24 protein-coding genes and 2 pseudogenes are annotated in these 25,607 nt (G+C 58.9%); 15 read left to right on the plus strand and 11 right to left on the minus strand.

Annotation, left to right across the window (positions count from 1 at the left end):
• Positions 1-25: 25 nt before the first annotated feature.
• The 3 genes from ACYZTU_RS08655 to ACYZTU_RS08665 all read right to left on the minus strand — a co-directional run bounded on the left by ACYZTU_RS08655 (position 26) and on the right by ACYZTU_RS08665 (position 2,281).
• The gene (locus ACYZTU_RS08655) at positions 26-337 is read right to left on the minus strand and encodes a hypothetical protein (protein ID WP_461969419.1); all 312 of its coding nucleotides are present in this window, start codon (positions 335-337) and stop codon (positions 26-28) included.
• Positions 338-762: 425 nt separating this feature from the next.
• Complete coding sequence (locus ACYZTU_RS08660) at positions 763-1,053, minus strand: response regulator transcription factor (protein ID WP_461969420.1); 291 nt, start codon at positions 1,051-1,053, stop codon at positions 763-765.
• Positions 1,001-2,281 (minus strand): HlyD family secretion protein, encoded by a 1,281-nt coding sequence (locus tag ACYZTU_RS08665; RefSeq protein WP_461969422.1) that lies wholly within the window; start codon positions 2,279-2,281, stop codon positions 1,001-1,003. Before ACYZTU_RS08665 ends, ACYZTU_RS08660 begins: the two co-directional genes overlap by 53 nt.
• A gap of 347 nt (positions 2,282-2,628) precedes the next feature.
• Between ACYZTU_RS08665 and cysM the strand changes: the two genes are divergently transcribed.
• From cysM to ACYZTU_RS08690, 5 genes are all read left to right on the plus strand, one after another.
• Positions 2,629-3,531, plus strand: a complete 903-nt coding sequence (cysM, locus tag ACYZTU_RS08670) for a cysteine synthase CysM (RefSeq protein ID WP_461969423.1) — start codon at positions 2,629-2,631, stop codon at positions 3,529-3,531.
• Entirely contained in the window at positions 3,531-4,883 is a 1,353-nt protein-coding gene (rlmD, locus tag ACYZTU_RS08675; protein WP_461969425.1) for a 23S rRNA (uracil(1939)-C(5))-methyltransferase RlmD, read from the plus strand. Before cysM ends, rlmD begins: the two co-directional genes overlap by 1 nt.
• A gap of 124 nt (positions 4,884-5,007) precedes the next feature.
• Positions 5,008-7,251, plus strand: a complete 2,244-nt coding sequence (gene relA, locus ACYZTU_RS08680; RefSeq protein ID WP_461969427.1) for a GTP diphosphokinase — start codon at positions 5,008-5,010, stop codon at positions 7,249-7,251.
• Between the two features lie 5 nt (positions 7,252-7,256).
• The gene (gene mazG, locus ACYZTU_RS08685) at positions 7,257-8,090 is read left to right on the plus strand and encodes a nucleoside triphosphate pyrophosphohydrolase (RefSeq protein WP_282375766.1); all 834 of its coding nucleotides are present in this window, start codon (positions 7,257-7,259) and stop codon (positions 8,088-8,090) included.
• 28 nt (positions 8,091-8,118) lie between these two features.
• Positions 8,119-8,661 (plus strand): DUF2058 domain-containing protein, encoded by a 543-nt coding sequence (locus ACYZTU_RS08690; protein ID WP_461969428.1) that lies wholly within the window; start codon positions 8,119-8,121, stop codon positions 8,659-8,661.
• 70 nt (positions 8,662-8,731) lie between these two features.
• Here the strand turns inward: ACYZTU_RS08690 and ACYZTU_RS08695 are convergent, their stop codons facing one another.
• The 6 genes from ACYZTU_RS08695 to ACYZTU_RS08720 form a co-directional block, all read right to left on the minus strand.
• On the minus strand, positions 8,732-8,920 hold the full coding sequence (locus ACYZTU_RS08695; RefSeq protein ID WP_282375654.1) for a hypothetical protein: 189 nt from the start codon (positions 8,918-8,920) through the stop codon (positions 8,732-8,734).
• Positions 8,921-9,288: 368 nt separating this feature from the next.
• Positions 9,289-10,509, minus strand: a complete 1,221-nt coding sequence (gene fabB, locus ACYZTU_RS08700) for a beta-ketoacyl-ACP synthase I (RefSeq protein WP_461969430.1) — start codon at positions 10,507-10,509, stop codon at positions 9,289-9,291.
• Between the two features lie 11 nt (positions 10,510-10,520).
• Entirely contained in the window at positions 10,521-11,036 is a 516-nt protein-coding gene (fabA, locus tag ACYZTU_RS08705; protein ID WP_042560484.1) for a 3-hydroxyacyl-[acyl-carrier-protein] dehydratase FabA, read from the minus strand.
• Positions 11,037-11,283: 247 nt separating this feature from the next.
• Positions 11,284-13,185: an ATP-binding protein gene (locus ACYZTU_RS08710; RefSeq protein WP_461969432.1), complete on the minus strand. Its 1,902-nt coding sequence runs from the start codon at positions 13,183-13,185 to the stop codon at positions 11,284-11,286.
• Positions 13,182-14,114, minus strand: a complete 933-nt coding sequence (locus tag ACYZTU_RS08715) for an ABC transporter substrate-binding protein (protein ID WP_461969433.1) — start codon at positions 14,112-14,114, stop codon at positions 13,182-13,184. Before ACYZTU_RS08715 ends, ACYZTU_RS08710 begins: the two co-directional genes overlap by 4 nt.
• 1 nt (position 14,115) lies before the next feature.
• Complete coding sequence (locus ACYZTU_RS08720; RefSeq protein ID WP_461969435.1) at positions 14,116-16,239, minus strand: TonB-dependent receptor plug domain-containing protein; 2,124 nt, start codon at positions 16,237-16,239, stop codon at positions 14,116-14,118.
• A 196-nt stretch (positions 16,240-16,435) separates the two neighbouring features.
• Here ACYZTU_RS08720 and ACYZTU_RS08725 point away from each other — a divergent pair, with 196 nt between their 5' ends.
• The 10 genes from ACYZTU_RS08725 (at position 16,436) to ACYZTU_RS08770 (ending at position 25,003) form a co-directional block, all read left to right on the plus strand.
• The gene (locus tag ACYZTU_RS08725; RefSeq protein ID WP_461969437.1) at positions 16,436-17,461 is read left to right on the plus strand and encodes an NAD(P)H-dependent glycerol-3-phosphate dehydrogenase; all 1,026 of its coding nucleotides are present in this window, start codon (positions 16,436-16,438) and stop codon (positions 17,459-17,461) included.
• Between the two features lie 31 nt (positions 17,462-17,492).
• The gene (locus ACYZTU_RS08730) at positions 17,493-17,840 is read left to right on the plus strand and encodes a DUF4389 domain-containing protein (protein WP_461969439.1); all 348 of its coding nucleotides are present in this window, start codon (positions 17,493-17,495) and stop codon (positions 17,838-17,840) included.
• Positions 17,837-18,289, plus strand: coding sequence for a phosphohistidine phosphatase SixA (gene sixA, locus ACYZTU_RS08735; RefSeq protein ID WP_461969441.1), 453 nt, complete (start codon positions 17,837-17,839; stop codon positions 18,287-18,289). The genes ACYZTU_RS08730 and sixA overlap by 4 nt, the downstream gene beginning before the upstream one ends.
• A 68-nt stretch (positions 18,290-18,357) precedes the next feature.
• A complete protein-coding gene (locus tag ACYZTU_RS08740; RefSeq protein WP_461969443.1) occupies positions 18,358-20,025 on the plus strand; it encodes an AMP-binding protein in 1,668 nt (555 codons plus the stop codon).
• 32 nt (positions 20,026-20,057) lie between these two features.
• Positions 20,058-20,501, plus strand: a complete 444-nt coding sequence (locus ACYZTU_RS08745) for a hotdog fold thioesterase (RefSeq protein WP_461969445.1) — start codon at positions 20,058-20,060, stop codon at positions 20,499-20,501.
• A 195-nt stretch (positions 20,502-20,696) separates the two neighbouring features.
• Positions 20,697-21,503, plus strand: a complete 807-nt coding sequence (locus tag ACYZTU_RS08750; protein WP_461969447.1) for an alpha/beta fold hydrolase — start codon at positions 20,697-20,699, stop codon at positions 21,501-21,503.
• The gene (locus ACYZTU_RS08755; protein ID WP_461969449.1) at positions 21,500-22,354 is read left to right on the plus strand and encodes an alpha/beta hydrolase; all 855 of its coding nucleotides are present in this window, start codon (positions 21,500-21,502) and stop codon (positions 22,352-22,354) included. Before ACYZTU_RS08750 ends, ACYZTU_RS08755 begins: the two co-directional genes overlap by 4 nt.
• A 50-nt stretch (positions 22,355-22,404) precedes the next feature.
• Positions 22,405-23,064: a glutathione S-transferase family protein gene (locus ACYZTU_RS08760; RefSeq protein ID WP_461969451.1), complete on the plus strand. Its 660-nt coding sequence runs from the start codon at positions 22,405-22,407 to the stop codon at positions 23,062-23,064.
• Between the two features lie 8 nt (positions 23,065-23,072).
• On the plus strand, positions 23,073-23,879 hold the full coding sequence (locus ACYZTU_RS08765; protein WP_461969453.1) for a DUF4892 domain-containing protein: 807 nt from the start codon (positions 23,073-23,075) through the stop codon (positions 23,877-23,879).
• A 68-nt stretch (positions 23,880-23,947) separates the two neighbouring features.
• Positions 23,948-25,003, plus strand: coding sequence for an AI-2E family transporter (locus ACYZTU_RS08770; protein WP_461969455.1), 1,056 nt, complete (start codon positions 23,948-23,950; stop codon positions 25,001-25,003).
• Positions 25,004-25,043: 40 nt separating this feature from the next.
• Here ACYZTU_RS08770 and ACYZTU_RS08775 read toward each other — a convergent pair.
• A pseudogene (locus ACYZTU_RS08775) lies at positions 25,044-25,181 on the minus strand (histidine kinase); the annotation flags it as partial.
• A gap of 202 nt (positions 25,182-25,383) precedes the next feature.
• Positions 25,384-25,461, minus strand: a pseudogene (locus ACYZTU_RS08780) (DNA-binding response regulator); the annotation flags it as partial.
• Positions 25,462-25,607 lie beyond the last annotated feature (146 nt).

Consider the following 25,607-nt stretch of genomic DNA (forward strand, 5'->3'; position numbering starts at 1 on the left):
TCAGATTGTTTTTTAGCAGCAAGGATTAGTTGTAATTTGTCCCTGCTGTGAAAGCATTTTGAACCTGGCCGCCTAGCATTCCGCTGTAGTAACCAATATGGGCGCCAACAGCGGTTGATGCTGCTATTTGACCCGCTCCTAAACCTGCTGGTCCCAAGATAAATCCTCCGACTGCGCCGGTCGCGATAGCTCCGACAAGTCCTTCAGCACTACCTTCTCCGGTTGCCATGGAGTTTCCTATATACCCAGCTGCTGCTGTAACACCACCAATTAAGGCTCCGGGTGGCCCTACGGCACCTGAAACAAATTCTAAATCATATATTGAGAGTTCTTTCATGGTTAAGCTCCATTGTTCTGTTTTATCTATCTTGTAATGGTTGGGAGAATGTGCTTTATTGTTAAATATGCTATAAGTGGAACTATGTAGGCTGTCAATATGGTTATTGCTAGGCTTCTTTGTATTCCCCATCGCATGCGCAGCAGTTTGAAAAAACAATAGTAGAGAAGAAATGAAATGGCGACGACAATAGAGGGGGTAAGGGCGTCAGAGACTGTACCCTCCACAAAGCGTACGCCAAATATATTAATGCTCCATTCTTCATTAGCAGTGGCAAGAGTCTGCTGGGGCATGGCTTTCAGCACCTATGTATTGATGTTTGGTTTTAATGCGTTGGCTTGTCTTCAGCTAAACGAGTGGATTTGGTTTTGGTGGTTTTGTACATTGCGATAAAAGAATACTTTGGCTGATATATGAATGTAACCCTATGAATGTAGGGTGGCAAATTGTTTTGTGATTTTCATTATTGCTGCGAAAAGCTCACCCCTCGAGTTGACCCCGTGTTTATAGAAAATTGAAGAAACATAATCGCGTACCGTGAAATCACTTATTCCCAGTTCTCGAGCAATTTGTTTGTTGGTTTTTCCTTCGAGAAGCGAATGTAGGACTTCTTGTTCCCTTCTTGTCATATGCATATTGCTCCATGCTTCGCGCTTGAAAAAATCAATCCGAACGTTTGCCAGCGAATGAGAAAATTGGTTCCAGAGTCCATTCATAGAGCCGGCGTTTGTCTTGCACGATATCGGCCTCAAGCAGCATGCCAGCCTGCAGTGGTTGTGAGTTGCCGTATAGATTAATTGTCTGAGAATCGAGCTTGACGGTGACTCGGTAGAAAAGTTCGGTTGATTCCGTTGTTTCATGAACAACGCTTGCAATGTGCGCTGGTAGTTCCTGGACTGCATAAGGGCTTTTCGCCAGATCTATAATTTGACCTCGTGCCATACCGAATTTTTGATAGGGATATGCGGAATATCGGATGAGTACTGTCTGGTCCTTTTCTATGAAACCCATTTTTCGTGAGGCTACATACATGTGAGCTATAAGATCAGCACCTTGGGGAATGAGACTGGCAAGAAGTGCCCCAGCTGTGACCTGTTGCCCAACTTGAATATTCAATCCGGTTATAGTTCCGGCAAATGGCGCAGAGCTAATTTGCTTGTTGCGGATGTCGTTTTCCGCCTGCTCCTGTCTAACCAGTGAGATGCCTTTGTCTATCTCGGCGATTTCGTTTCGGTACCGTAACTCGGCCTCCTGACGCTGCATCTGCAATTCCATGTGTTCGCGATTGAGACTAGCGCGAGCGCGCTGAATACTTTGCTGTTGTCCAAGCAGTGCGAGAAGTTCTCCTTCCTCCTGTTGATACTGGGCAACAGAAATGAAGCCAGCCGCCAACAGGTCTTTTAGTCTCTTATGCTGAATCTCGGACAAATCTACACGTCGAGCGATCAGGCGTATCTCTTCTCGATACTGACCCAGCTCCCCGGTAATCGTGACGAGTCGGCTATCAAGTAGGCGAACTTGTCCTGCGATGCGATCATTTGCGGATGTGCGATTACGTTCCAGCACCAGTAAACGCTGAGTGAGCTGTTCCGCTATCAACTGTTGTGTACCGCCGGTGGCACTGACGCGTTCGCCGGAGATTACAAACAAATCTTCACCAGCGCCTACGGTCTGGCCTTCGTGAGCAAAAACTTCAGTGAGCAGCCCTGTAGTGGGAGATGTCAGGCGTAACATGCCCTGTTCAGGCATGAGTAAACCTCCCACGGTAGCTTTACGGGTATACGTTCCAAAGTAAGAATAGATCACGACCACCAGTATTAATGTTCCAGCCAGAATGGACGCTACGCCATATCCCCAAGGTTGATGGATCAGTACGCTACCGAAGCGTTGCTTGGTCTTTGCACTAACGACTTCAGAGCGAAATAAAGCTAAAGCATCGGACATCGTTTTTTGGTCTTTAGGAGGTTTACGGTGTGCTGCATCCCGCTGTTGAGCGTGAGCGCAGTACAAAGGCTATCGATGAAGCCCTTTAATGCCCAGTTCATGTAATCGCTAAAATCTGAGTGAAATGTCCGACAAAAGCGTCTCCTAGGAGCGATATCTTTGAGTAGAAACTTTTTTCCTACACCTCTAACGCTTTTTTGCTGTAGGACGACGCCTGCCCCCGATAGAAATCGCTGATCTATCCGGCCTTATTCCCATAAACCATAAGCACCGCACTTTGCGTGATATGGCCTGCCGACGTTTGCCGGTATGATAGGCGCCCCCGCAGTCTGGATTGCGAATACGCCATGACCTTGCAGTACCCAACCATCGCCGATTGCGTCGGCAACACCCCGCTGGTCCGTTTGCAGCGCCTGCCAGGTGCCACCAGCAATACCCTTTTGCTCAAGCTCGAAGGGAATAACCCGGCGGGTTCGGTCAAGGACCGGCCGGCGTTGTCGATGATCACTCGCGCCGAGTTGCGCGGGCAGATCCACGTCGGCGATACGCTGATCGAAGCGACCTCGGGTAACACCGGGATTGCGCTGGCGATGGCCGCCGCGATCAAGGGTTACAAGATGATCCTGATCATGCCGGACAACTCCAGCGCCGAACGTAAAGCCGCCATGACGGCTTATGGCGCCGAGCTGATTCTGGTCACTCAGGAAGAGGGCATGGAAGGCGCCCGCGACCTCGCCCAGCGAATGGAAGCGGAAGGCTGCGGCAAGGTGCTGGATCAGTTCGCCAACGGCGACAACCCCGAAGCGCACTACACCACCACCGGCCCGGAAATCTGGCATCAGACCGAAGGCACCATCACGCATTTCGTCAGTTCGATGGGCACCACCGGCACCATCATGGGCGTCTCGCGCTACTTGAAAGAGCAGAACGAAAGCGTGCAGATCATCGGTCTGCAACCGATGGAAGGCTCGGCGATTCCGGGCATCCGTCGCTGGCCGCAGGAATACCTGCCGAAGATCTACCAGGCCGAGCGCGTGGACCGGATCGTCGACATGGCGCAAAGCGAAGCCGAAGACGTGACCCGTCGTCTGGCCCGTGAAGAAGGCATCTTCTGCGGCGTGTCCTCGGGCGGTGCCGTGGCAGCCATGCTGCGCCTGTCCCAAGAAGTTGAAAACGCGGTGATCGTCGCGATCATCTGCGACCGTGGCGACCGTTACTTGTCGACCGGCATTTTCGACGCGCCCAACTGATGGCCAAGCAAGAGAGAGGCCTGCGCTTCCAGCCCACGGGCGGCAGCAAGGCTCCGCAAATCCCGACGGGTAAAAAGCAGCGCTTGAGCATCGAGCGTCTGGCCAATGACGGTCGCGGTATCGCTTTTTTTGAAGGTCGCACCTGGTTCGTCATCGGCGCTTTGGCCGGTGAAGAAGTCGAAGCGCGCGTATTGGGCGCCCACGGCAAAGTAGTCGAGGCGCGTACCGAGCGCGTCTTCCAGGCCAGCGAACTGCGCCGCCCGGCGCCGTGTCCGCATGCCGGTCGCTGTGGTGGCTGCAGCGTGCAGCATCTGCCGCACAACGAACAACTCGCCCTGAAACAGCGCATGCTCGCCGAGCAATTGTCGAAGGTCGCCGGTGTCGAACCTCAAGAGTGGGCAGCGCCGTTGAGCGGTCCGGAATTCGGTTACCGTCGTCGCGCCCGAGTGGCGGTGCGCTGGGACATGAAAGCGAAAAAACTCGAAGTCGGTTTCCGCGCGGCTGGCAGTCAGGACATCGTTGCGATCAACGAATGCACGGTGCTGGTACAGCCCTTGCAACCGATCATGACCCGCTTGCCGGAAATGTTGCGGCGCTTGAGCAAACCTCAGGCGCTGGGGCATGTGGAATTGTTTGCTGGATCAAAGTTGGCCGTTTTGCTGCGGCACATGGCGCCGCTGTCCGACGCCGACATGACGATCCTCAAGGATTTCTGCGCCTTCCATGAAGCCCAACTGTGGCTGCACGGTGACGGCGAACCGCAACCGGTCGAGGCTGACCAGGCGTTGGGTTATCGACTTGAACAGTGGGACTTGAACCTGGCCTGGCGGCCGGGGGATTTCATTCAGGTCAACGCCGGGGTCAACGAAGCGATGGTCGCCCAGGCGCTGGACTGGCTCAAGCCTGTGTCGGATGAGCGGGTTCTGGATCTGTTTTGTGGTTTGGGTAACTTTGCACTGCCGCTGGCCAAGGCCGTTCGTGAAGTGGTGGCGGTGGAAGGTGTGCAGGCGATGGTCGAGCGGGCAGCTGCAAACGCCGCTAGCAATAATCTGAATAACGTAAAGTTTTTTCAGGCCGATTTATCCCAGCCTTTGACCGATGCCGAATGGGCGCGCGAAGGCTTTTGTGCGGTACTCTTGGACCCACCACGTGACGGTGCTTTCGAGGTTGTGCGCAAGCTGTCCTCCCTGGGCGCCAAACGGTTGGTGTACGTGTCGTGCAACCCGGCAACGCTGGCGCGCGATACGGTCGAATTGATCAAGCAGGGCTACCGGTTAAAACGTGCCGGGATTCTCGATATGTTTCCTCAGACGGCACATGTCGAGGCCATGGCGTTATTTGAAGCGAGCTAGGACGGCTCGTCTGGTCCGACTGGCCCGCCCGTGCTGCGCTCGCATTTGCCCCGCGAGCGTTCACGGGTAACAAAAGGTCAGCGATTTGACGCATTGAATTTGCGTCGTAGGGAAGGTAAGCAAGATGGTACAGGTGAGAGCACACCAGCCGATCAACACCGACGGCAGTATCAATCTCGAGGCTTGGCTCGATCATGCGGTCAGTGTCGATCCGGCACTGGATCGCGAAGCCTTGAAGGAAGCGTGCGAGTTCGCTCGTGTGTCTGAACAACAGGCCAACGCGGCGAAAAATCTATGGTCCGAAGGGACCTCGAGTTTCCGCGCGGGCCTTGAGATCGCCGAGATTCTCGCCGACCTCAAACTCGATCAGGATTCGTTGGTTGCCGCGATCCTGTATCGCGGCGTGCGCGAAGGCCAGATTGAATTGCTGGCGATCAGCCAGCGCTTCGGTCCGGTGGTCGCCAAACTCATCGACGGCGTATTGCGCATGGCGGCGATCAGCGCCAGCCTCAGCCCCCGTCAATCCCTGGTGCTGGGCACTCAAGGCCAGGTCGAAAACCTACGCAAGATGCTGGTCGCCATGGTCGATGACGTTCGCGTTGCGCTGATCAAACTGGCCGAACGCACCTGCGCGATCCGTGCGGTGAAAACCGCCGATGACGAGAAACGTAACCGCGTCGCCCGCGAAGTCTTCGATATCTACGCGCCTTTGGCTCACCGTCTCGGTATCGGTCACATCAAGTGGGAGCTGGAGGACCTGTCCTTCCGTTACCTTGAGCCCGATCAGTACAAGCAGATCGCCAAGTTGCTCCACGAGCGGCGTCTGGATCGCGAGCGCTTCATCGCCGACGTGATGAGCCAGCTGAAGAATGAGCTGACCGCCACCGGCGTCGATGCCGACATCAGCGGGCGCGCTAAACACATCTATTCGATCTGGCGCAAAATGCAGCGCAAGGGTCTGGAATTCAGCCAGATCTACGACGTGCGTGCCGTTCGCGTGCTGGTGCCGGAAATGCGCGACTGCTACACCGCGCTCGGTATCGTCCACACCCTGTGGCGGCACATCCCGAAAGAATTCGACGACTACATCGCCAACCCGAAAGAGAACGGCTACCGCTCGCTGCACACCGCGGTGATCGGCCCCGAGGGCAAGGTGCTGGAAGTGCAAATCCGCACCCACGCCATGCACGAAGAAGCCGAGTTGGGCGTTTGCGCGCACTGGCGCTACAAAGGCACTGACGTCAAATCCGGTTCCAACCACTACGAAGAGAAAATTTCCTGGTTGCGTCAGGTCCTCGAGTGGCATGAAGAGCTGGGTGACATCGGCGGCCTGGCAGAACAGCTGCGGGTCGATATCGAGCCGGACCGGGTCTACATCTTTACGCCGGACGGTCACGCCATCGACTTGCCGAAGGGCTCGACGCCGCTGGACTTCGCCTACCGCGTGCACACCGAAATCGGTCACAACTGCCGCGGCGCCAAGATCAACGGGCGCATCGTGCCGCTCAACTACAGCCTGCAAACGGGTGAGCAGGTCGAGATCATCACCAGCAAGCACGGCACCCCGAGCCGCGACTGGCTGAACTCGAACCTGGGTTACATCACCACCTCGCGGGCACGGGCGAAGATCGTTCACTGGTTCAAATTGCAGGCGCGCGATCAGAACGTCGCGGCCGGTAAAACCTTGCTCGAGCGCGAACTCAATCGCCTCGGTCTGCCAGCGGTGGATTTCGACAAGCTGGCCGAAAAGGCCAACATGAAAACCGCCGAGGACATGTTCGCTGCACTCGGTGCCGGCGATTTGCGCCTGGCGCAACTGGTCAATCTGGCGCAGCAACTGGTCGAGCCGGAACGCGGCAACGAGCAACTGGAACTGATCCCGCGCAAGGCCACCGGCTACAAACCGGGCAAGCGCGGCGATATCCAGATCCAGGGCGTCGGCAACCTGATGACCCAGATGGCCGGCTGCTGCCAGCCGCTGCCGGGGGATGCGATCGTCGGTTACATCACCCAGGGCCGTGGCGTGAGCATTCACCGTCAGGACTGCGCCTCGGTGCTGCAATTGGGCGGGCGCGAGCCTGAGCGGATCATTCAGGTCAGCTGGGGGCCGGTGCCGGTGCTCACCTATCCGGTGGACATCATCATCCGTGCCTACGACCGGTCCGGTTTGCTGCGTGACGTCTCGCAAGTGCTGCTCAACGAGCGGATCAACGTGCTGGCCGTTAACACCCGCTCGAACAAAGAGGACAACACCGCGTTGATGTCCCTGACCATCGAGATTCCGGGCCTGGATGCACTGGGGCGGTTGCTGGGGCGGATTTCCCAGTTGCCGAACATCATCGAAACCCGCCGTAACCGGACGCCGTGAAACCGATGTACAGCCTTGAAGACTTGCTGCACCTGATGAGCCGTCTGCGCGACCCGCAGTTCGGCTGCCCGTGGGACATCAAGCAAACCTACGAAACCATCGTCCCGCACACCCTCGAAGAAGCTTACGAAGTCGCCGACGCCATCGAGCGCGGTGACTTCGATCATTTGCAGGGTGAGTTGGGGGATTTGCTGTTCCAGGTGGTTTATTACAGCCAACTGGCGCGGGAGGAAGGACGCTTCGAATTTGCAGGCGTCATCGACAGCATCACCCGCAAGTTGATCCGCCGTCATCCTCATGTGTTTCCTACCGGCGATCTGTACGCGCCGCTGGATGTCCCGCGGTTGAGTGAAGAGCAGGTCAAGCAACGCTGGGAAGAGATCAAGGCTGAAGAGCGCGCCGAGAAATCATCCGCGCCCGAACAACTGTCCTTGCTCGATGACGTACCCGCCGCATTGCCGGCGCTGTCACGTTCCGCGAAGCTGCAGAAGCGTGCAGGGCAGGTCGGTTTCGACTGGCCGGACGCCTTGCCGGTACTGGATAAAGTCCGCGAAGAACTTGATGAAGTGCTCGAAGCCATGGCCGACAATGACTCGGCAGCGATTGCCGATGAAGTCGGTGATCTGTTGTTTTCCGTAGTCAATCTGGCGCGTCATCTCAAGGTCGATCCGGAAACTGCACTGCGAGGTGCCAACAGCAAGTTCGAAAGACGCTTCCGTTTTATCGAACAGGCATTGCGCGATACCCACCGTCCCATAGAAGATTGCACCCTCGAAGAGTTGGACGCCTTGTGGGGCGAAGCCAAACGTCAGGAAAAGAATTTGCCCAGCTGCGGTTGAGCAGTTGCCTAAGTGAGTAATAAGCACCATGAGCATTTCCCTTCGCGACCAGTTGCTCAAAGCAGGGCTGGTCAACCAGAAGCAGGCCAAACAGGTCGGCAAAGACAAGCAGAAGCAGCAGCGTCTGGCCCATAAAGGTCAGATCGAACTCGATGACTCCCAGCAGCGTGCCGCCCAGGAAGCCATGGCCGAGAAGGTCAAGCGCGACCAGGAGCTGAACCGTCAGCAGCAGGAGAAGGCAGAAGCCAAGGCCCGCGCCGCCCAGGTCAAGCAATTGATCGAAGTCTCGCGTCTACCGAAGCTGACGACCGAGGATTACTACAACTTCGTCGACGACAAGAAGGTCAAGCGCATCTGCGTCAACACCTTGATGCGCAACAAGCTCAGCAGCGGTTCGTTGGCCATCGTGCACCATGCCGGCGGCTACGAAGTGATCCCGCGTGAAGCGGCCCTGAAGATCCAGGAGCGCGATCCACAGCGCATCGTGCAGCTGAATGTGCAGACCGAAGAAGTCATTGCCGAAGACGATCCGTACGCGGCCTATCAGATCCCTGACGATCTGATGTGGTGAGCCGTTAAAGGCTGCAACAACGACGAACCCCGCTCATGGCGGGGTTTGTCGTTTTCAATGCTGTCATTGCTTATGCGGATTGGAGCTCTCGTTGCTGCTCCAGTTTTTCCAGTTCGGCCTTGTAGCTGTGGGCATCGGTTTCGGAGTGGAACATCCCCACCAGCATGTCTTGTTGATGTACATCCCAGATACGGATACCGGCGGCTATACCTTCATGGGATTTATGTGAATCGTCGCGTTCAGTTACTTTTACAGTCATCTGCTAGCTCCAATCTCTGTTATCTGCAGCAAGGCGTGTGCAGGACTCTGTTATATGTTTGGTTAGCTGGCTAAGTAAACGACTGAGTTTGATAACGGATTTTTGCGAAAACGGAGAAAGTCCTGCAGCCCGCCAAATACGCGACATTCGGTCGCAGGGCGTTGAGTTTTATGACAAAAGCTTCATGTTCGCGACGATGAAAACGGCGGATTGAAACCGGTACCTGTAGGAGCCAGGCTTGCCGGCGAAGGCGTCCTTGGGTGCGCCTTCGCCGGCAAGCCTGGCCCCTACAAAAGCAAAAGCAAAGGCACAAAAAAAACGCCCCGAACCAGTCGGGGCGTTTTTATGTGCAGTGAAGCGGCGGGGTATTACTTACCCTGCCAGCGCTTCAGTACCAGCGTGGCGTTGGTGCCGCCGAAGCCGAAGCTGTTGCTCATCACGGTGTTGATGGTGGCGTCTTCACGAGTCTTGGTCAGGATCGGCATGTCAGCCACTTCCGGGTCCAGTTCGTCGATGTTGGCGGAACCCGCCATGAAGTTGCCTTCCATCATCAGCATGCAGTAGATCGCTTCGTGAACGCCGGCGGCGCCCAGGGAGTGACCCGACAAGCTCTTGGTGGAGCTGATGGCCGGAGCCTTGTCGCCGAACACTTCACGCACACCTTTCATCTCCGCGACGTCGCCGACCGGAGTCGAAGTGCCGTGGGTGTTCAGGTAGTCGATCGGAGCGTCAACGGTGGACATGGCCATCTGCATGCAGCGGATGGCGCCTTCGCCGCTTGGGGCGACCATGTCGTAGCCGTCGGAGGTCGCGCCGTAGCCAACGATTTCCGCGTAGATCTTCGCGCCGCGGGCCAGAGCGTGTTCCAGCTCTTCGACCACGACCATGCCGCCACCGCCGGCGATGACGAAACCGTCACGCTTGGCGTCGTAGGCACGGGAAGCTTTTTCCGGTGTTTCGTTGTACTGGCTGGACAGTGCGCCCATGGCGTCGAACAGGAACGATTGGCTCCAGTGTTCTTCTTCACCGCCGCCAGCGAACACGATGTCCTGCTTGCCCATCTGGATCTGTTCCATGGCGGTACCGATGCAGTGAGCACTGGTCGCACAGGCAGAAGCGATGGAGTAATTCAGGCCCTTGATCTTGAACGGGGTGGCCAGGCAAGCGGAAACGGTGCTGCTCATGGTCCGCGTCACGCGGTATGGGCCGACGCGCTTGACGCCTTTCTCGCGCAGGATGTCCAGCGCTTCCATCTGGTTCAGCGTGGAGGCGCCACCGGAACCGGCGATCAGGCCAGTACGCGGGTTGGAGACTTGCTCATCGGTCAGACCGGAGTCAGTGATGGCGTCTTTCATGGCCAGGTAGGCGTAAGCCGCCGCGTGGCCGACGAAGCGATAGATCTTGCGATCGATCAGCTCTTCGAGGGGAAGGTCAATGGAGCCGGAAACCTGGCTGCGCAGTCCCATTTCCTTGTATTCCGGGTTGAACCGGATGCCAGGGCGGCTTGCACGCAGGTTAGCGGAGACGGTCTCTTTGTCATTGCCCAGGCACGATACGATGCCCAGACCAGTGATAACGACGCGGCGCATGCGGATAACCCTTAGAAGTTTTCAGTGGAGGTGAAAACGCCGACCCGAAGGCCTTCGGCGGTGTAGATCTCGCGGCCGTCGACGCTGACCGAACCATCGGCGATGGCCAGGTTCAGCTTGCCCTTCAGTACGCGCTTGATCTGAATGTTATAGGTCACTTTCTTGGCGGTCGGCAGGACTTGGCCGAAGAATTTTACTTCGCCCGAACCCAGCGCACGGCCACGGCCCGGCAAACCTTGCCAGCCGAGGAAGAAACCGACCAGTTGCCACATGGCGTCGAGGCCCAGGCAGCCTGGCATCACCGGATCACCTTCGAAGTGGCAGGCGAAGAACCACAGGTCTGGAGTGATATCCAGCTCGGCGACCAATTCACCTTTGCCGTACTTGCCACCCTCTTCGCTGATATGGGTGATGCGATCCACCATCAGCATGTTGGGGGCGGGCAGTTGCGCGTTACCTGGGCCGAACAGCTCACCGCGACTGCAGCGCAGCAGGTCTTCCCGAGTAAAGGCGTTTTGTTTGGTCATGCGAGCTCCTCAATAATCCCATGCGGCAGGTGGGGCAAATCATCCCGGCCGATCGAAGCGTTCATGCCTCGAGTCAGCAGCCTACTCATAGACTATTGCGTTGTGGTGAAAGTCACAGCACCAAGGACATGAATGTACACTTGTGCACTGAAATTTTTATTCAAGCCCCTTTTCGGGCCTGTTCGGGTGCCTAAGACTGCCGCACTTTCGCCTTTCACGCCAGTCGCAGATAGCCGAAAGGCCTGCACTACTGCACCCAGCGCTGCAGAATTTGCTGCAGATCAGTGCGTTTGAAGGGCTTGGCCAGGTAATCGTTCATTCCCGCCGATAAACAGGCTTCACGGTCGCCCTGCAAGGCGTTGGCGGTCAGGGCAATGATCGGCAAGTCAGCGCAGCCGGGCAACTGGCGAATCTGTCGGGTGGCTTCATAGCCATCAATGATGGGTAGTCGGCAGTCCATCAGAATGGCTTCGAAAATCAGACTCTCGGCACTGCGCACCGCCTGCGCGCCATCGGTGGCGACGCTGACAGTAAAGCCCAGACTGCGCAACATTGCTTCGATGACCGTCTGGTTGACCGGATTGTCTTCCACCAGCAACACGTTGCGCCCTTCGCCATCACCGTTGCCAGTCAGTGTGCGCGGCGCCAATACCGGCAGCGTCTGTTTATAGAGTGCCAGCGGGATTTCCAGGGTGAACACCGAGCCGCGACCTTCCTCGCTCTGGGCGCGCAACGTGCCACCCATGCGTTCCGCCAGGGTGCGAGCAATCGGCAGGCCCAGCCCGGTGCCACCGTAACGCCTCGAGATAGAACTGTCGGCCTGCTGGAAGGCGTTGAACATCAATTCCAGGCTTTCGGCCGAAATACCAATCCCGCTGTCGCGCACGGTGCAGGTGAACCACAGCAGTTCGTGATCCAGCGACTGCCATTGCGGTTCGATGCTGACACGGCCCTGTTCGGTGAATTTCAGCGCATTGCCCATCAGGTTGACCAGGATCTGCCGGATGCGCGTTGGGTCGCCCTGAACCTGCAACGCGCGCATGTCCTCGGGGATTTGTAGCGTCAGGGTTAACCCGCGTTGCAGGGCGCTGTGCGTGAACGACTGGGCGCAACTGCCGATCAGGTCCGCGAGGTTAAACGGAATGTGCTCCAACTCCAGTTCTGACCGCTCGATGCGCGAGAAATCGAGAATGTCGTTGATGACTTTGAGCAAGTGTTCGGTGGACTCCGAGGCGAGCGCCGCGTATTCAACCTGTTCCTCGGTCATCGCGGTGGTTTCCAGCAGTTGCAGCATGCCCAGCACGCCATTCATCGGCGTGCGCAGTTCGTGGCTCATCATCGCGAGGAAATCGGACTTGGCGTTGTTGGCCTTTTCCGCTTCCTCGCGCGTCTGGATCAACTGCGCCATCGCTTGATGCTGTTCGCGGCTGGCTTGTTCGAGGCCGTCGGCAAGGTTGTTGATGTGTTGCGACAGCGCGCCCAGTTCGGTGTCGTCGACAATCGGCAGCGGCGTCTTGTAGTCGCCGTCCTGAATCGCCTTGACCGCGTTGCCGATGTCGCGGATCGGTTGCGAGAGGCTGGCGGCCAGTCGCCGGGCCACCAAAAAAGTAAACAGCAGGGCGAACAGCGCCAGGATCCCGGCCTTGAACAGGATTTCCTGTTGACGTTGGCTGAAGGCGTCATTGGACAGGCCGACGATCACTCGCCCCAGGTAATCCTCGGCGGGGGCCGAGTTGGTGGCTTTGCTGCCCTGGAGGAAATCATTGTGCAGCGGGATTCGTTGCAGCCGCACCGGGGCCTGAAACACTTCAACCTGGTGTGAGCGGTTGTGGGTTTCCGACGGTTGCTCGACGTACACCAGAATCCGGTTGGCGCTGTCCTGGACCTCCAGAAAGCGCACATTGGGCGTGGCCAGGGTGGCCTTGAGCAAACTGTCGAGCACCTCGTTGTTGCCCGAGATCACTCCGTATTCGGTGGCCGGTGCCAGTTGGTTGGCGATCAGTTGCCCGGTGTGGTTGAGCTCCTGGCGCAGGTCCTGGATCCGCACGAAGGTGAAGAAGCTGATCAACAGCAACGTCAGCAACAGGGCAGGGCCGAGGCTGATGATTTGTGTGCGGGTGTTGATGTCCCAACGGCGACGGAAGGTCATGGGCGCTTTTCTCCTTCGGCCAACTGTGTTGCGACAGAGGCTTCATTCATCTGTTCCATCCCTAATGAACGAGCCACTTGTGGGTTGCTTAAGACTTTGAAGTGTTGCGGGTAGTAAGTTCGTGGCCACGTGGCGGGTGGCCGGTCGAGCAGTTCGTCGAGTATCGCCAGCCAATCGCTCTGATCGCTGTAGGTGCTGGCCAGGCTTCCCGCCCGGACAAACCCTGCGTTAGGACCGATCAGCGCCAGTTGCCGTGCATAGCTGCTGAGCAACAGGTTCTTCGCGGTTTTCGAGTTGTACAAATCGGGATCATCAAGGCCCAGCAACACGTCGCTGTTTTTCAGCAAGGTCTGCAGCGGCCGGCTGTCGTTAGTGTTATCCCAGCGCTCGGTGACCACCTCAAGGCCCAGGGAGTGGGCGGCCTGATGCAACTCTTTCAAGAGGAATTCGCTGTGGCTGTCGAAGAGCACGCCGACCCGTTTAGCCTGAGGCAGGAGCAGTCGGGTCAGGCGCAATTGTCGCTCCAGGGGCGGATCGCTCCAAAGCAGGCTGAGGCGCGGGGGCAGGGTGGCGCCCAGATGCTGACGGGCTTGCAGGCGGCTGATGCGCAGCACCAGCGTCGCCGGGCCTTTGGCGTCTTGCAGGCGCCAGTCGAGGCTCGGCAGGTCGAGCAGAATCAAGCGGGTGCTGGCGGGCAGTTTGCCCGGCGCCGGCAGACTGGCCAGTGGCTGGAAGCGCACGTTATCGGCCGGCCGCACTTCGCTCAGGGCCTGGGTGAAGGATTGCATGCCCGGGCTGTCCTCGGCGCCGGTCAGCAAAATGTCCGCGGCGGTGGCCTCCAATGGGCTCAGCAGGCCGGCAAACACCAGGCACAACCCGGCCAGCAGGCGGCCAAGGATTGGCGTCTTCGGTGTCGGGCAATGCAGCATCTTAGAACGCCAGCTCCGCGCTGATGTAAAGCACCCGGCGCTCGTCGTAGTTATTGTCGACGAAGGTCGTGGGCTGGCTGTCGAGGCGTTGCTGGAGCACACCGGCCAATTCCAGGCTGGCCTTACCCAGGCCGATGCGTTTGGCGATGCGTGTGTCGACCCGTTCGAAGCGATAGCCGTTCAGGGCATCGTCACCATAGTAGAAGAGCGCGCTATTCCAGCCATGGCCCCAGTTGCGCAGCCAACCGGCGGAACCGCTGTTTCGAGCCGTCTGTTGCGCATCCTGCGGATTGCTCGCCTCGGCGTCGACGTAGGCATACGTCAGGCGCAGGCGGTCGGCGCTGCTGATTCGCCAGTCGAGCTGGGTTTCGGTCCCGGAGAAGCGCGAGCTGTTTGAGTTGCTGGCGATGTACTGATTGTTGCGCAGCGGTTCGCTGATCATCCCGGTGATTTCGTCGTAGAACAGCTTCACATCGACCGCCAGTCCCCACTCGGCAAAGTAGCCGTTGTAGCCCAGCTCCCGGGAGCGCATGTGTTCCTGTTCGAGGTCGCCGGGGCCGCGGGTCTTGACGAAATAACGGGCACTGGACTGGCCATAGGCACTGGGCCGCAGGTTGGTCACCCGATAACTCCAATTGACGTTGTTCTCGAACATGTCCGGCGAGCGGATGGCTTCCGAGTACACCGCCCGCAGGCCATGGCGCGGGTTGATCAGGTAGTTGACCGCCACCCGCGGGGTGAGCGAACTGCCGATCAATTGCGTGTCTTCGAACATCGCCCCGCCCTGCAGCAACCAATGCTCGGTGGCGCGCCATTCGAGTTGGCCGAACGCCCGCCAGGTGGTGTCGTCGAGGGTGCCATTGAAGTAAGTCTCGGAATCTGCCCGGTCGTAACGATAATTCATGCCGCTGACCAGCCGCAGACTATCGGACAGGCTGAGGGTGTCCTGCACTTCGAGGTCGTAGCGCGACTCCCGGGCGCTTTGGTCGATGTCACCGCAGAGGGTTTGTCGGGCGCCGTTTCGCCATTGGTCCAGCACTTGATTGGCCAGTGCACGCTGGGCCGGGTCACCGGCTGGCGCACCGGGGCCGGTGTAGCGCTCCATGTTGCGCGCCAGGCGTTCGGTGTAATTGGGGTTGAGCTGCCAGAGCTCGGTCAACTGCGGGCTGAACGAAACCTCGGCATCGCAGGCACGCCAGGTTTGCTGACGATCCCAGTGTTGCGCCGAGCCTTGGATATAAAGGCTGTGATCGGGATTGATGTCGAGGTTCCAGCGCAGCGAGCCAGCGTAGTCCTTGGCGATGACGTCGGAATTGTTCCCGGCAGCGGTAATCCCCGAGAAGACCGGGCGGTAGGTATACGGCCGCTGGTTGGTCCCGTCCTTGGCATTCAATTGCCAGTCGATGCTCTGGTTTTCATTAAGCGTCTGACTGACCGCGAGGTTGAAGCGATTCAAGCGGCGGCTGTCGCGGTAATCGGCGCCTTTACGGTCCGAGTCGAAGCCGTCGTCTTGTTGACCGGACAGCGACAGGCGCAGGTCGCCGCCGTCCCAGCCCACACCCTGGCTGGCGTAAAAGTCATCGATGCCGCGCTGCCCACGGGTGACTTTCAGCCGCGTTCCGTGGCTGTCGGCCGGGTTGCGCGTGATGATGTTGACCACCGCCATCAGCGCATTGGCGCCGTAGCTGACGGTGTTCGGGCCGCGAAAAACTTCGATGCGTTCGATGTCTTCCATGGCCACCGGAATATCACTCCAGTCCACCGTGGCCAGGCCTGCGCGGTACACCGAGCGGCCATCGATCAACACTTGCAAGCGTCGCGCTTCGGTCGCGTTGGTGCCGTGATAGTTCACCGCCGCCTGGTTACCGCTGATGTTGCCGACCATCATTCCCGGCACCAGTCGTAGCAACTCGCTGATGTCCCGGGCGCCACTGGCGTTGATCAGTTCGCTGTCGATCACCGTCATGCTCCCCGGCACTGCGGCCGGCGACTGCTTGAGCCGCGTCGCGGTCAGCACTTGCGGCAGCGGCTCGCTGTCGAGAAACAAGTCGTCGGCGAGCAATGGCGAGCTGAAAATCAGCGCCAGTACCAGCGGCGAGAGAGGTGAAGGGGAGCCAAACGACACAGCACATCCTTGATAGGGAACAATTGGCGCGCATGTTAACCGAGCGCAATGACTTTTCCAGTCACGTTGTGGGCATTTTCCTCGGTTTTCTTGGTCTTCTTCCTACAAGTGCCGGTAATTGATGTGGGGGCTGGCCGCCACTGGGCTGCTCCGTATAATGCCGTCATCGCCACTGGTATGGATTAACGGATTGCATATGACTGAACAGCGCCCAATTGCGGTCCTGGGAGGCGGAAGTTTTGGTACCGCCGTAGCTAATTTGCTGGCCGAGAACGGGCATCAGGTGCGGCAGTGGATGCGTGACCCTGAACAGGCCGAAGCCATTCGGGTCAATCGCGAGAACCCGCGTTACCTCAAAGGCATCAAGATTCTTCCGGCCGTCGAGCCTGTCACCGACCTGCTGGCCACTCTGGAAGCTTGCGACCTGTGCTTCGTCGCGCTGCCGTCCAGCGCGCTGCGCTCGGTGCTGGCTCCTCACGCCGCACGTTTGAGCAGCAAGTTGCTGGTGAGCCTGACCAAAGGCATCGAAGCCCACACTTTCAAACTGATGAGCGAAATCCTCGAAGAGATCGCCCCGCAAGCGCGCATCGGCGTGCTGTCCGGGCCGAACCTGGCGCGTGAAATCGCCGAACACGCGCTGACTGCCACGGTGGTCGCCAGCGAAGACGACGAGCTTTGCCAGCGAGTTCAGGAAGCGCTGCATGGCCGGACCTTTCGTGTGTACGCCAGCGCCGACCGCTTCGGCGTGGAGTTGGGCGGCGCGTTGAAAAACGTCTACGCGATCATCGCCGGCATGGCGGTGGCGCTGGGCATGGGCGAAAACACCAAGAGCATGTTAATCACCCGGGCGTTGGCGGAAATGACCCGCTTTGCGGTGAATCAGGGCGCCAACCCGATGACCTTCCTCGGTTTGGCGGGCGTCGGCGATCTGATCGTCACGTGCTCGTCACCGAAAAGCCGTAACTACCAGGTTGGGTTCGCCCTCGGCCAGGGCTTGAGTCTGGAAGATGCCGTGACACGGCTGGGCGAAGTTGCCGAAGGGGTCAACACCCTCAAGGTGCTCAAGGCCAAAGCTCAGGAGGTGGGCGTGTATATGCCGCTGGTCGCCGGGCTGCATGCCATCCTGTTCGAAGGGCGCACGCTGGAGCAGGTGATCGGTCTATTGATGCGTGCCGAGCCGAAAACCGATGTCGATTTTATTTCCACCAGTGGTTTCAACTGAGCACTCAATTGACAGGGGCAGGGAGCGAGACATGAACGATCCGAAAGAAGAAGCCAAGTACGAATCCATCCTGCTGCGTGTGTTGTGGATGATTGTCTACGTGCTGGTCTGGCAAGTGGCGCAATTCATCCTTGGCGCCGTGGTGCTGGTGCAGTTAATCTATCGTTTGATCTATGGCGCCCCAAGCGCCAGCCTGATGAATTTCGGCGACAGCCTGAGCCAGTTTCTGGCGCAGATCGGTCGTTTCGGCAGTTTCCACAGCGACCAGAAACCCTGGCCGTTCGCCGACTGGCCGACGCCGCGTACACCGGAAGGTGAAGCGCCGCACGCTGTGGCGCCAGCCCCGCATCCGGCACGAGATGAGGAGCCCAAGCTATGAAACTCTGGATACTGCGTCATGGTGAAGCTGAACCACACGGCAAGCGTCCCGATTCGGAACGGGCACTGACTGCCCATGGTCGTGAAGAAGTGCTGCGCACTGCCGCCGAGTTGGCCGGCAAGCCGCTGACCGCGATCTATGCCAGTCCTTACCTGCGAGCGCAGGAGACGGCAGAAATTGTGCGTACGGCGCTGAATTTCGCGCCGGAGATTCGCACCGTCGACTGGCTGACCCCCGACAACCACCCGCAAGCGGTGGCGGAGCAGTTGGTGTCTGTGGATCACGCGCTACTGGTCAGCCATAACCCGCTGGTGGGTAACCTGTTGGGTTACTTGCAGCACGGCCATGTTCAGGCCCCGGAGGCGGTGAAAACTGCCGGCCTTGCAGAACTTGAAGGCGAAGGCCCGCGGGCCGGAGCGATGAAGCTCACCGGCATTAAGCACCCGTAAAATAGTCAACCGAGCAACTGCTTGGTTGACTACGCTTGCTCCAGACCAAAAATAAAGGAGCGAGTCGCATGCCTGCTGCTTTCCGTTTGCCGCTGGACGTTTTCTACGAGCGTGAAGCGCGCCATCCCCACCAGCGCTTTTTGGTCCAGCCCATCGGCGGCGGGCAAGTCGAGACGCTCACCTGGGCCGACGTCGGTCATCAGGCGCGCTGCGCTGCGCATTGGCTGCGCGCGCGCGAACTGCCCCAAGGCAGCCACATCGCCCTGATCTCAAAAAATTGCGCGCACTGGATCATCGCCGACCTGGCGATCTGGATGGCCGGCCATGTGTCGGTGCCGCTCTACCCGAACCTCACCGCCGAGACCGTGGCCCAGGTGCTTGATCATTCCGAAGCGGCGCTGGTGTTCATCGGCAAACTCGATGACTGGCCTGGCATGTCTCGCGGGGTCAGCGCTGATCTGCCGACGATCAGCCTGCCGTTGCATCCACCCGGCACGTTCGATTTCAGCTGGGCCGACCTGCAAAAGAGCTCACCGATCCAGGACGATCCCAAGCCGTCCGCCGACCAGTTGGCAACCATCATTTACACCTCCGGCACCACCGGCATGCCCAAAGGCGTGATGCACAGCTTCGCCAATCTGGGGTTTGCCACCACGCGCGGCACGCAGTTGTTCGGCTTGAATGAGTCGGATCGGCTGCTGTCCTACCTGCCGCTTTGCCATGTCGCCGAGCGGATGTTCGTCGAGCTGGCGTCGATCTACACCGGGCAAACGGTATTTTTTGCCGAGAGCCTGGACACCTTCCTGACCGATTTACGCCGCGCACGACCGACTGCGCTGTTCGGCGTGCCGAGGATCTGGACCAAATTCCAGATGGGTGTGTACAGCAAGATCCCGGCAAAGCGTCTCGACTTCCTGCTCGGTCTGCCGATCATCGGCAAGCGGGTCGGGCACAAAGTCCTCGTCGGGCTCGGGCTGGATGCCTTGCGCATCGCCTTGTCCGGTGCCGCGCCAGTGCCGCAAACCTTGCTGTTGTGGTACCGCAAACTGGGCCTGGATGTGCTGGAGGTCTACGGCATGACCGAAAGCTGCGGCTATTCGCACGTGTGCCTGCCGGGCCAGAACAAACCCGGCTGGATCGGCAAGCCATGCCCGGAGGTCGAGGTGCGGATCGCTGAGTCGGGGGAGGTCATGGTGCGCAGCGGCGCAACCATGCTCGGGTATTTCAAGGAGCCTGAGAAAACCGCCGAAACCATCACCGAGGACGGCTTCCTGCGCACCGGCGACAAGGGTGAGGAGGACGCCGAAGGCAACCTGCGCCTGACCGGGCGCCTGAAAGAGATTTTCAAGACCAGCAAAGGCAAATACGTCGCACCGGCACCGATCGAAAATCGTCTGGCGGAGCATTCGCGGATCGAGCAGGTGTGCGTGGTCGGCGATGGCCTGAGTGCGCCGCTGGGGTTGTGCGTGCTCTCGGCGGTCGGTCAGCAGGACGCCAGCGGAACGGCGAGGGCGGGGCTGCATTCAAGCCTGGAAAAACTCTTGGAGGAGGTCAACGGCGTCCTCGACAAACATGAGCGCTTGCATCGATTGGTGGTGGTCAAGGACAGTTGGGCGGTGGAAAACGGCTTCCTGACGCCGACCCTGAAGATCAAGCGCAACGTGATCGAAGCCGCGTACGGTGCCCGTTTCGAAGAATGGAGCGCGCGCAGTGAAGCGGTGCTGTGGCAGGATTGAGCCACGAATAAAACCAACTAAGGAAAGCAACGATGAGTCTGTGGCGTACCACTCCCAACGTCGAGCAGTTGAACGCAATCCAGAAAAACACCATTGGCGAAGTGCTGGATATTCGCTTCGAAGCCTTCGACGAAGAGTCCCTGACCGCGAGCATGATCATCGACCACCGCACTCACCAGCCTTACGGCTTGCTGCACGGCGGCGCCTCGGTGGTGCTGGCCGAAACCGTCGGCTCGATGGCCAGCTACCTGTGCATCGATGCCAGCAAGTTTTACTGCGTAGGCCTGGAAATCAACGCTAACCATCTGCGTGGCTTGCGCAGTGGGCGGGTCACGGCGGTGGCCAAGCCGATTCACATTGGCCGCACGACGCATGTCTGGGATATCCGTTTGACCAGCGATGAGGGCAAGGCCAGTTGTGTGTCGCGGTTGACCATGGCGGTGGTGCCGTTGGGTGAGAATCCGCCGGGACGTTGATGTTTCAAGATCAAAAGATCGCAGCCTGCGGCAGCTCCTACATTTAGCTGCGTACATCCTGTAGGCGCTGGCGAAGCCTGCGATCTTTTGATCTTCGCGACATCTCCTACCACCATTCCTGGCAGTTATGGTCATTGCTGTAAGCCCCAGTCTTACGGACAATCAACCCCTGTTCTAGCTCATGGATCTACCGGTATGTCGCAGCAGATATTTTTCGCCCACGCCAACGGTTTCCCCTCGGGCACCTATGGCAAGTTGTTCGCGGCGCTGGCGCCCGAGTATCAGGTGACGCATCTGGAGCAGCACGCCCACGACCCGCGTTTTCCGGCGGACGACAACTGGTACAACTTGGTGGACGAGCTGATTCATCACCTCAAGCAGCAATCGGAACCGGTATGGGGCGTCGGCCATTCCTTCGGTGGCGTGCTGCACCTGCACGCGGCGTTGCGCTGCCCTGAGCTCTATCGCGGCGTGGTGATGCTCGATTCGCCGGTGCTGACCCGTGCCGATCAATGGGTGATCCGTGCGGCCAAACGCTTTGGTTTCATCGACCGCCTGACCCCGGCCGGCCGTACGTTGGGACGGCGGGAGGAGTTCGCCGATCTGGAAGCGGCTCGGCTGTATTTCGCTGGAAAAACCCTGTTCCGTGGCTTCGATCCGGAATGCTTCGACGCCTACCTGCAACACGGCTTGCACAAAGTGGGCGACACGCTGCGTTTGCGCTTCGACCCGGCCACGGAAATCAGCATCTACCGCGGCGTGCCGCACACCAGCCCCGGCCGCGCACGTCAGCTGAAAGTGCCGCTGGCCGTCGTTCGAGGGCACAAGAGCCGCGTGGTGATGCGTCATCACGCCAGTTCCGTCGGACGCATGCCGTTGGGCGAATCCTTGACCATGCCCGGCGGACACATGTTTCCCCTCGAGCGTCCCCAGGACACGGCCACGCTGCTGAAAAATCTGTTCAGCCGCTGGGAAGGTCGCCGCCAACAGGATTGCGCATGAGCAACGTCGTTGAGGAAGTCCGCCTTAGCCTGCCGCACATAGAGCTGGCAGCGCACCTGTTCGGTCCCGAAGACGGCATGCCGGTGATCGCTTTGCATGGCTGGCTGGACAACGCCAACAGCTTTGCCCGACTGGCGCCGAAGCTCAAAGGCTTGCGCATCGTTGCGCTGGACATGGCCGGTCACGGTCATTCCGGGCATCGTCCGACCGGTGCAGGGTACGCGCTGTGGGACTACGCCCATGACGTGCTGCAAGTCGCCGAACAACTGGGCTGGAAACGCTTCGCGCTGCTGGGGCATTCCATGGGCGCGATTGTTTCGCTAGTGCTGGCCGGTTCGTTGCCGGAGCGAGTGACCCATCTGGCGTTGATCGACGGCATCATTCCTCCTACAGACAAAGGCGAAAATGCTGCCGAGCGGATGGGCATGGCCCTGCAAGCGCAGCTGAATTTGCGGGAAAAGCGCAAACCGGTCTACAACACGCTCGACCGGGCCATCGAGGCGCGCATGAAAGGCTTGGTTGCGGTCAGTCGCGAAGCCGCGGAACTACTGGCCCAACGTGGATTGATGCCGGTGCCGGGTGGTTATACCTGGCGCACCGATAACCGCCTCACGTTACCGTCGCCGCTGCGTCTGACCACCGAACAGGCGATGGCCTTCGTCCAGCGGGTCAGTTGTCCTGCAAAACTGGTGGTGGCTGCAGACGGCATGCTCGCCAAACATCCTGAGTTGCTGGAGCGTCTACCCTTTAGCCGTGAACAGCTGCCTGGCGGCCATCATTTGCACCTGAATGACAAACCCGGCGCCGACCTTGTCGCAGACTGTTTCAATCGGTTCTTCGCCGTTCCTTGACTTGCGCGGGGCAACTGTCGAGGCTGGGCGGGTTGAAATGGGAGACAACCATGATAGATCTCTACACCGCTGCGACCCCGAATGGCCACAAGGTCTCTATCGTGCTCGAGGAGCTCGGCTTGCCCTACACGGTGCACGCCTTGAGTTTCGACAAAAAGGAACAGAAGTCCAAGGACTTCCTCAAGATCAATCCCAATGGCCGGATTCCGGCGATTGTCGACCGCGCCAACGGCGATTTTGCCGTGTTCGAATCCGGCGCCATTCTGATTTACCTCGCTGAGCTGAGCGGCAAACTGCTGCCCAAAGACCCTAAGGGGCGCTCGGTCGTGTTGCAATGGTTGATGTTCCAGATGGGTGGGATCGGCCCAATGCAAGGCCAGGCCAACGTGTTTTTCCGTTATTTCCCGGAGAAACTCCAAGGCGCCATCGACCGCTATCAACATGAAACCCGTCGCCTCTATGAAGTGCTCGACACGCGTCTGCAAGCCGTAGAGTTCCTTGCGGGCGAGTACAGCATTGCCGACATCGCTACTTTTCCGTGGGTTCGTGGCCACGAGTGGTCCGGTGTCGCGGTGGACGGCTTGCCAGCCCTGCAACGCTGGATGGCGACCATGGAGGCGCGTCCGGCGGTGCAGCGTGGTTTGCTGGTTCCCGACCGCATCGATGATGCCAGTGTCGTCAAAGGTGCCCAGGCCATGCTGATCCGATGAGTCTATCCATGCGTTCACTCAGTCTGCTGGCACTGTGTTGTTTCAGTCCCCTGTTGTTTGCCGCCGATGTCCCGGGCAGCCAGGACCTGCCGATCGTGCCGCGTATGGCCGATGCGCAGATCGTCGACTATCGTCCGGTCGCCGAGCTTGAGCGGATCTATCCACTGGGTTCGATCCGCAAAATCAGCGGCCAGTTACGTTTCGACGGTCAGGTCAGCGCTCGGGGGCAAACCACTTCGGTGACCTACGAGTTGCCGCCGGAGCACTCCTCTACCGACGCCTTCACCGCCGCTCGTGAAGCCCTGCAGAAACAGGGCGCCGAGCTGCTGTTCTGGTGTCAGGCGCGTGATTGCGGCGAAAGCAGCCTGTGGGCCAATGAAGTCTTCAGCAACGCCAAGCTCTATGGCGCTGATGATCAGCAGGCGTATCTGCTGTTGCGTCTAGCGGCGCCACAAGACAACACGCTGGTAGCGCTTTACAGCATCACGCGCGGCAATCGCAAAGCCTATCTGCATGTCGAACAGTTCGACGCCGCTGCGCCGCTGGGCGATTTGCTGCCGACGTCTGCAACCTTGCTTCGGGAGCTCAAAAGCACCGGTGAACTCGATTTGCCCACACTGACCGGCGATCCTGACGATACCTGGCTGCGCCTGATATCCCGAGGATTGAATCTGGATACCACGTTGCGGGTCAGTGTTTCCGGGCCGAAGGCCGAAGCCTGGCGTCAGGCACTGATCGGGCAGGGTGTGCGTACCGCCAGGATGGAAGCCGGCAGCGTCGACGGTGAAGGCTTACACATCGAACTGTTGCGATAAGCTTTATCAGGCGAACGTGCAAGCCGCGTTCGCCTACCCTTTTGCGGACTGACTTTTTCGAGATATAGATGATCAATAACGATCGGCTGTTGGTGCAGATCCTGCTCCTGGTGCTGTTTGGCGCGAGCTTCTGGGTGATGGCGCCATTCTGGTCGGCGCTATTCTGGGGCGCGGTGTTGGCGTTTGCCAGTTGGCCGCTGATGCGTTTGCTGACGCGTTGGCTCAATGGTCGCGAGTCGCTGGCGGCGGCATTGCTGACGCTGGGCTGGATGTTGCTGGTGGCGGTGCCGTTGGTGTGGCTGGGGTTCAACCTCGCGGACCATGTGCGAGATGCCACGGCGTTCATCAAGGATGTGCAAGTCGATGGGCTGCCGGAAGCGCCGACCTGGCTGGGCAGTGTGCCCTTGGTGGGTGAGCGGCTGGTGGGGATCTGGAACAGCATCGATCAGCAGGGCGCGGCGATGATGCTGGCGGTCAAGCCTTATCTGGGCCAGGTCGGCAATTGGTTGCTGGCGCGCAGTGCGCAGATTGGCGGCGGGATTCTCGAGCTGACGTTGAGTATCGTCTTTGTGTTCTTTTTCTACCGTGACGGGCCGCGTCTGGCAGCGTTTGTTCATGGGTTGCTGGAACGGCTGATTGGTGACCGTGCCGGGTATTACATTGAATTGGTGGCGGGCACGGTGCAGCGGGTGGTGAACGGTGTGATCGGGACGGCAGCGGCCCAGGCGGTTCTGGCGTTGATCGGGTTCTTGATTGCCGGGGTTCCCGGGGCGCTGGTGTTGGGGATTGTTACATTTTTGCTGAGCCTGATTCCGATGGGACCGCCACTGGTGTGGATTCCGGCCACGGCGTGGTTGGCGTGGAAGGGTGAGTACGGGATGGCGGTGTTTCTCGGAAGTTGGGGGATATTCATCATCAGTGGCGTCGACAACGTGCTCAAACCGTATCTGATCAGCCGTGGCGGCAATTTGCCGTTGGTGATTGTCCTGCTCGGGGTGTTTGGCGGGTTGATTGCCTTTGGGTTTATTGGCTTGTTCATCGGCCCGACATTGTTGGCGGTGGCCTACAGCCTGCTCACCGACTGGAGCAAGAGCCAGTCTCGGGTTGAAGATCGGCGCCCTTGATCGTTCCCACTGAACCGGTGAAGGTCAGTGGGCTTTTGACTTAAGTGGCCACGTTCAGGTACTTGCCCACGGTCGCCACATTGTCGAGCGAGTACTGCTTGCTCAGGTTAGCGATCATTTTGTTCAGGGCTTCGGTCACGTTCGACTGATCGGTGGAGCTGTCCGTGTTTCTCTCGCGGCTGACGCTACCGATCATTGGGCTCACTCTTTGGAATGGGTAACCGGTGGGTGCACCGGCTTATGCAGCCTCAAGGGGCAAGTTGTCGTGGGTATATGAGGTTTGTACCGAACGGCACACAGAGTTGTGATCAGGCTCGGGGCAGGCGAATCACTGCTGTCAGGCCAGCACCGGGCGTTTCTTCCAGGCTCAACTGTCCACCCATGTCGTCGTCGGCGCCCAGTTCCAGGCCGATGATCCGGTCTGTCGGTTCGCCGCGGGCAGTGAGCATCAGGATAGGGTGGAAGTGCTGTAAGGACGTGTTGCGGCTGCCGAAGGTAACGTTGAAGGGGGTTGCAGGCGTGTCAGGTGTGTATCTGACTCGACACAATTGACGCAAGGGCTAGTCTTGCTTGAGCCGCCTCGACGAATTACCGATCATCGGGT

It is taken from the genome of Pseudomonas sp. HLT2-19-2 (assembly GCF_054898005.1).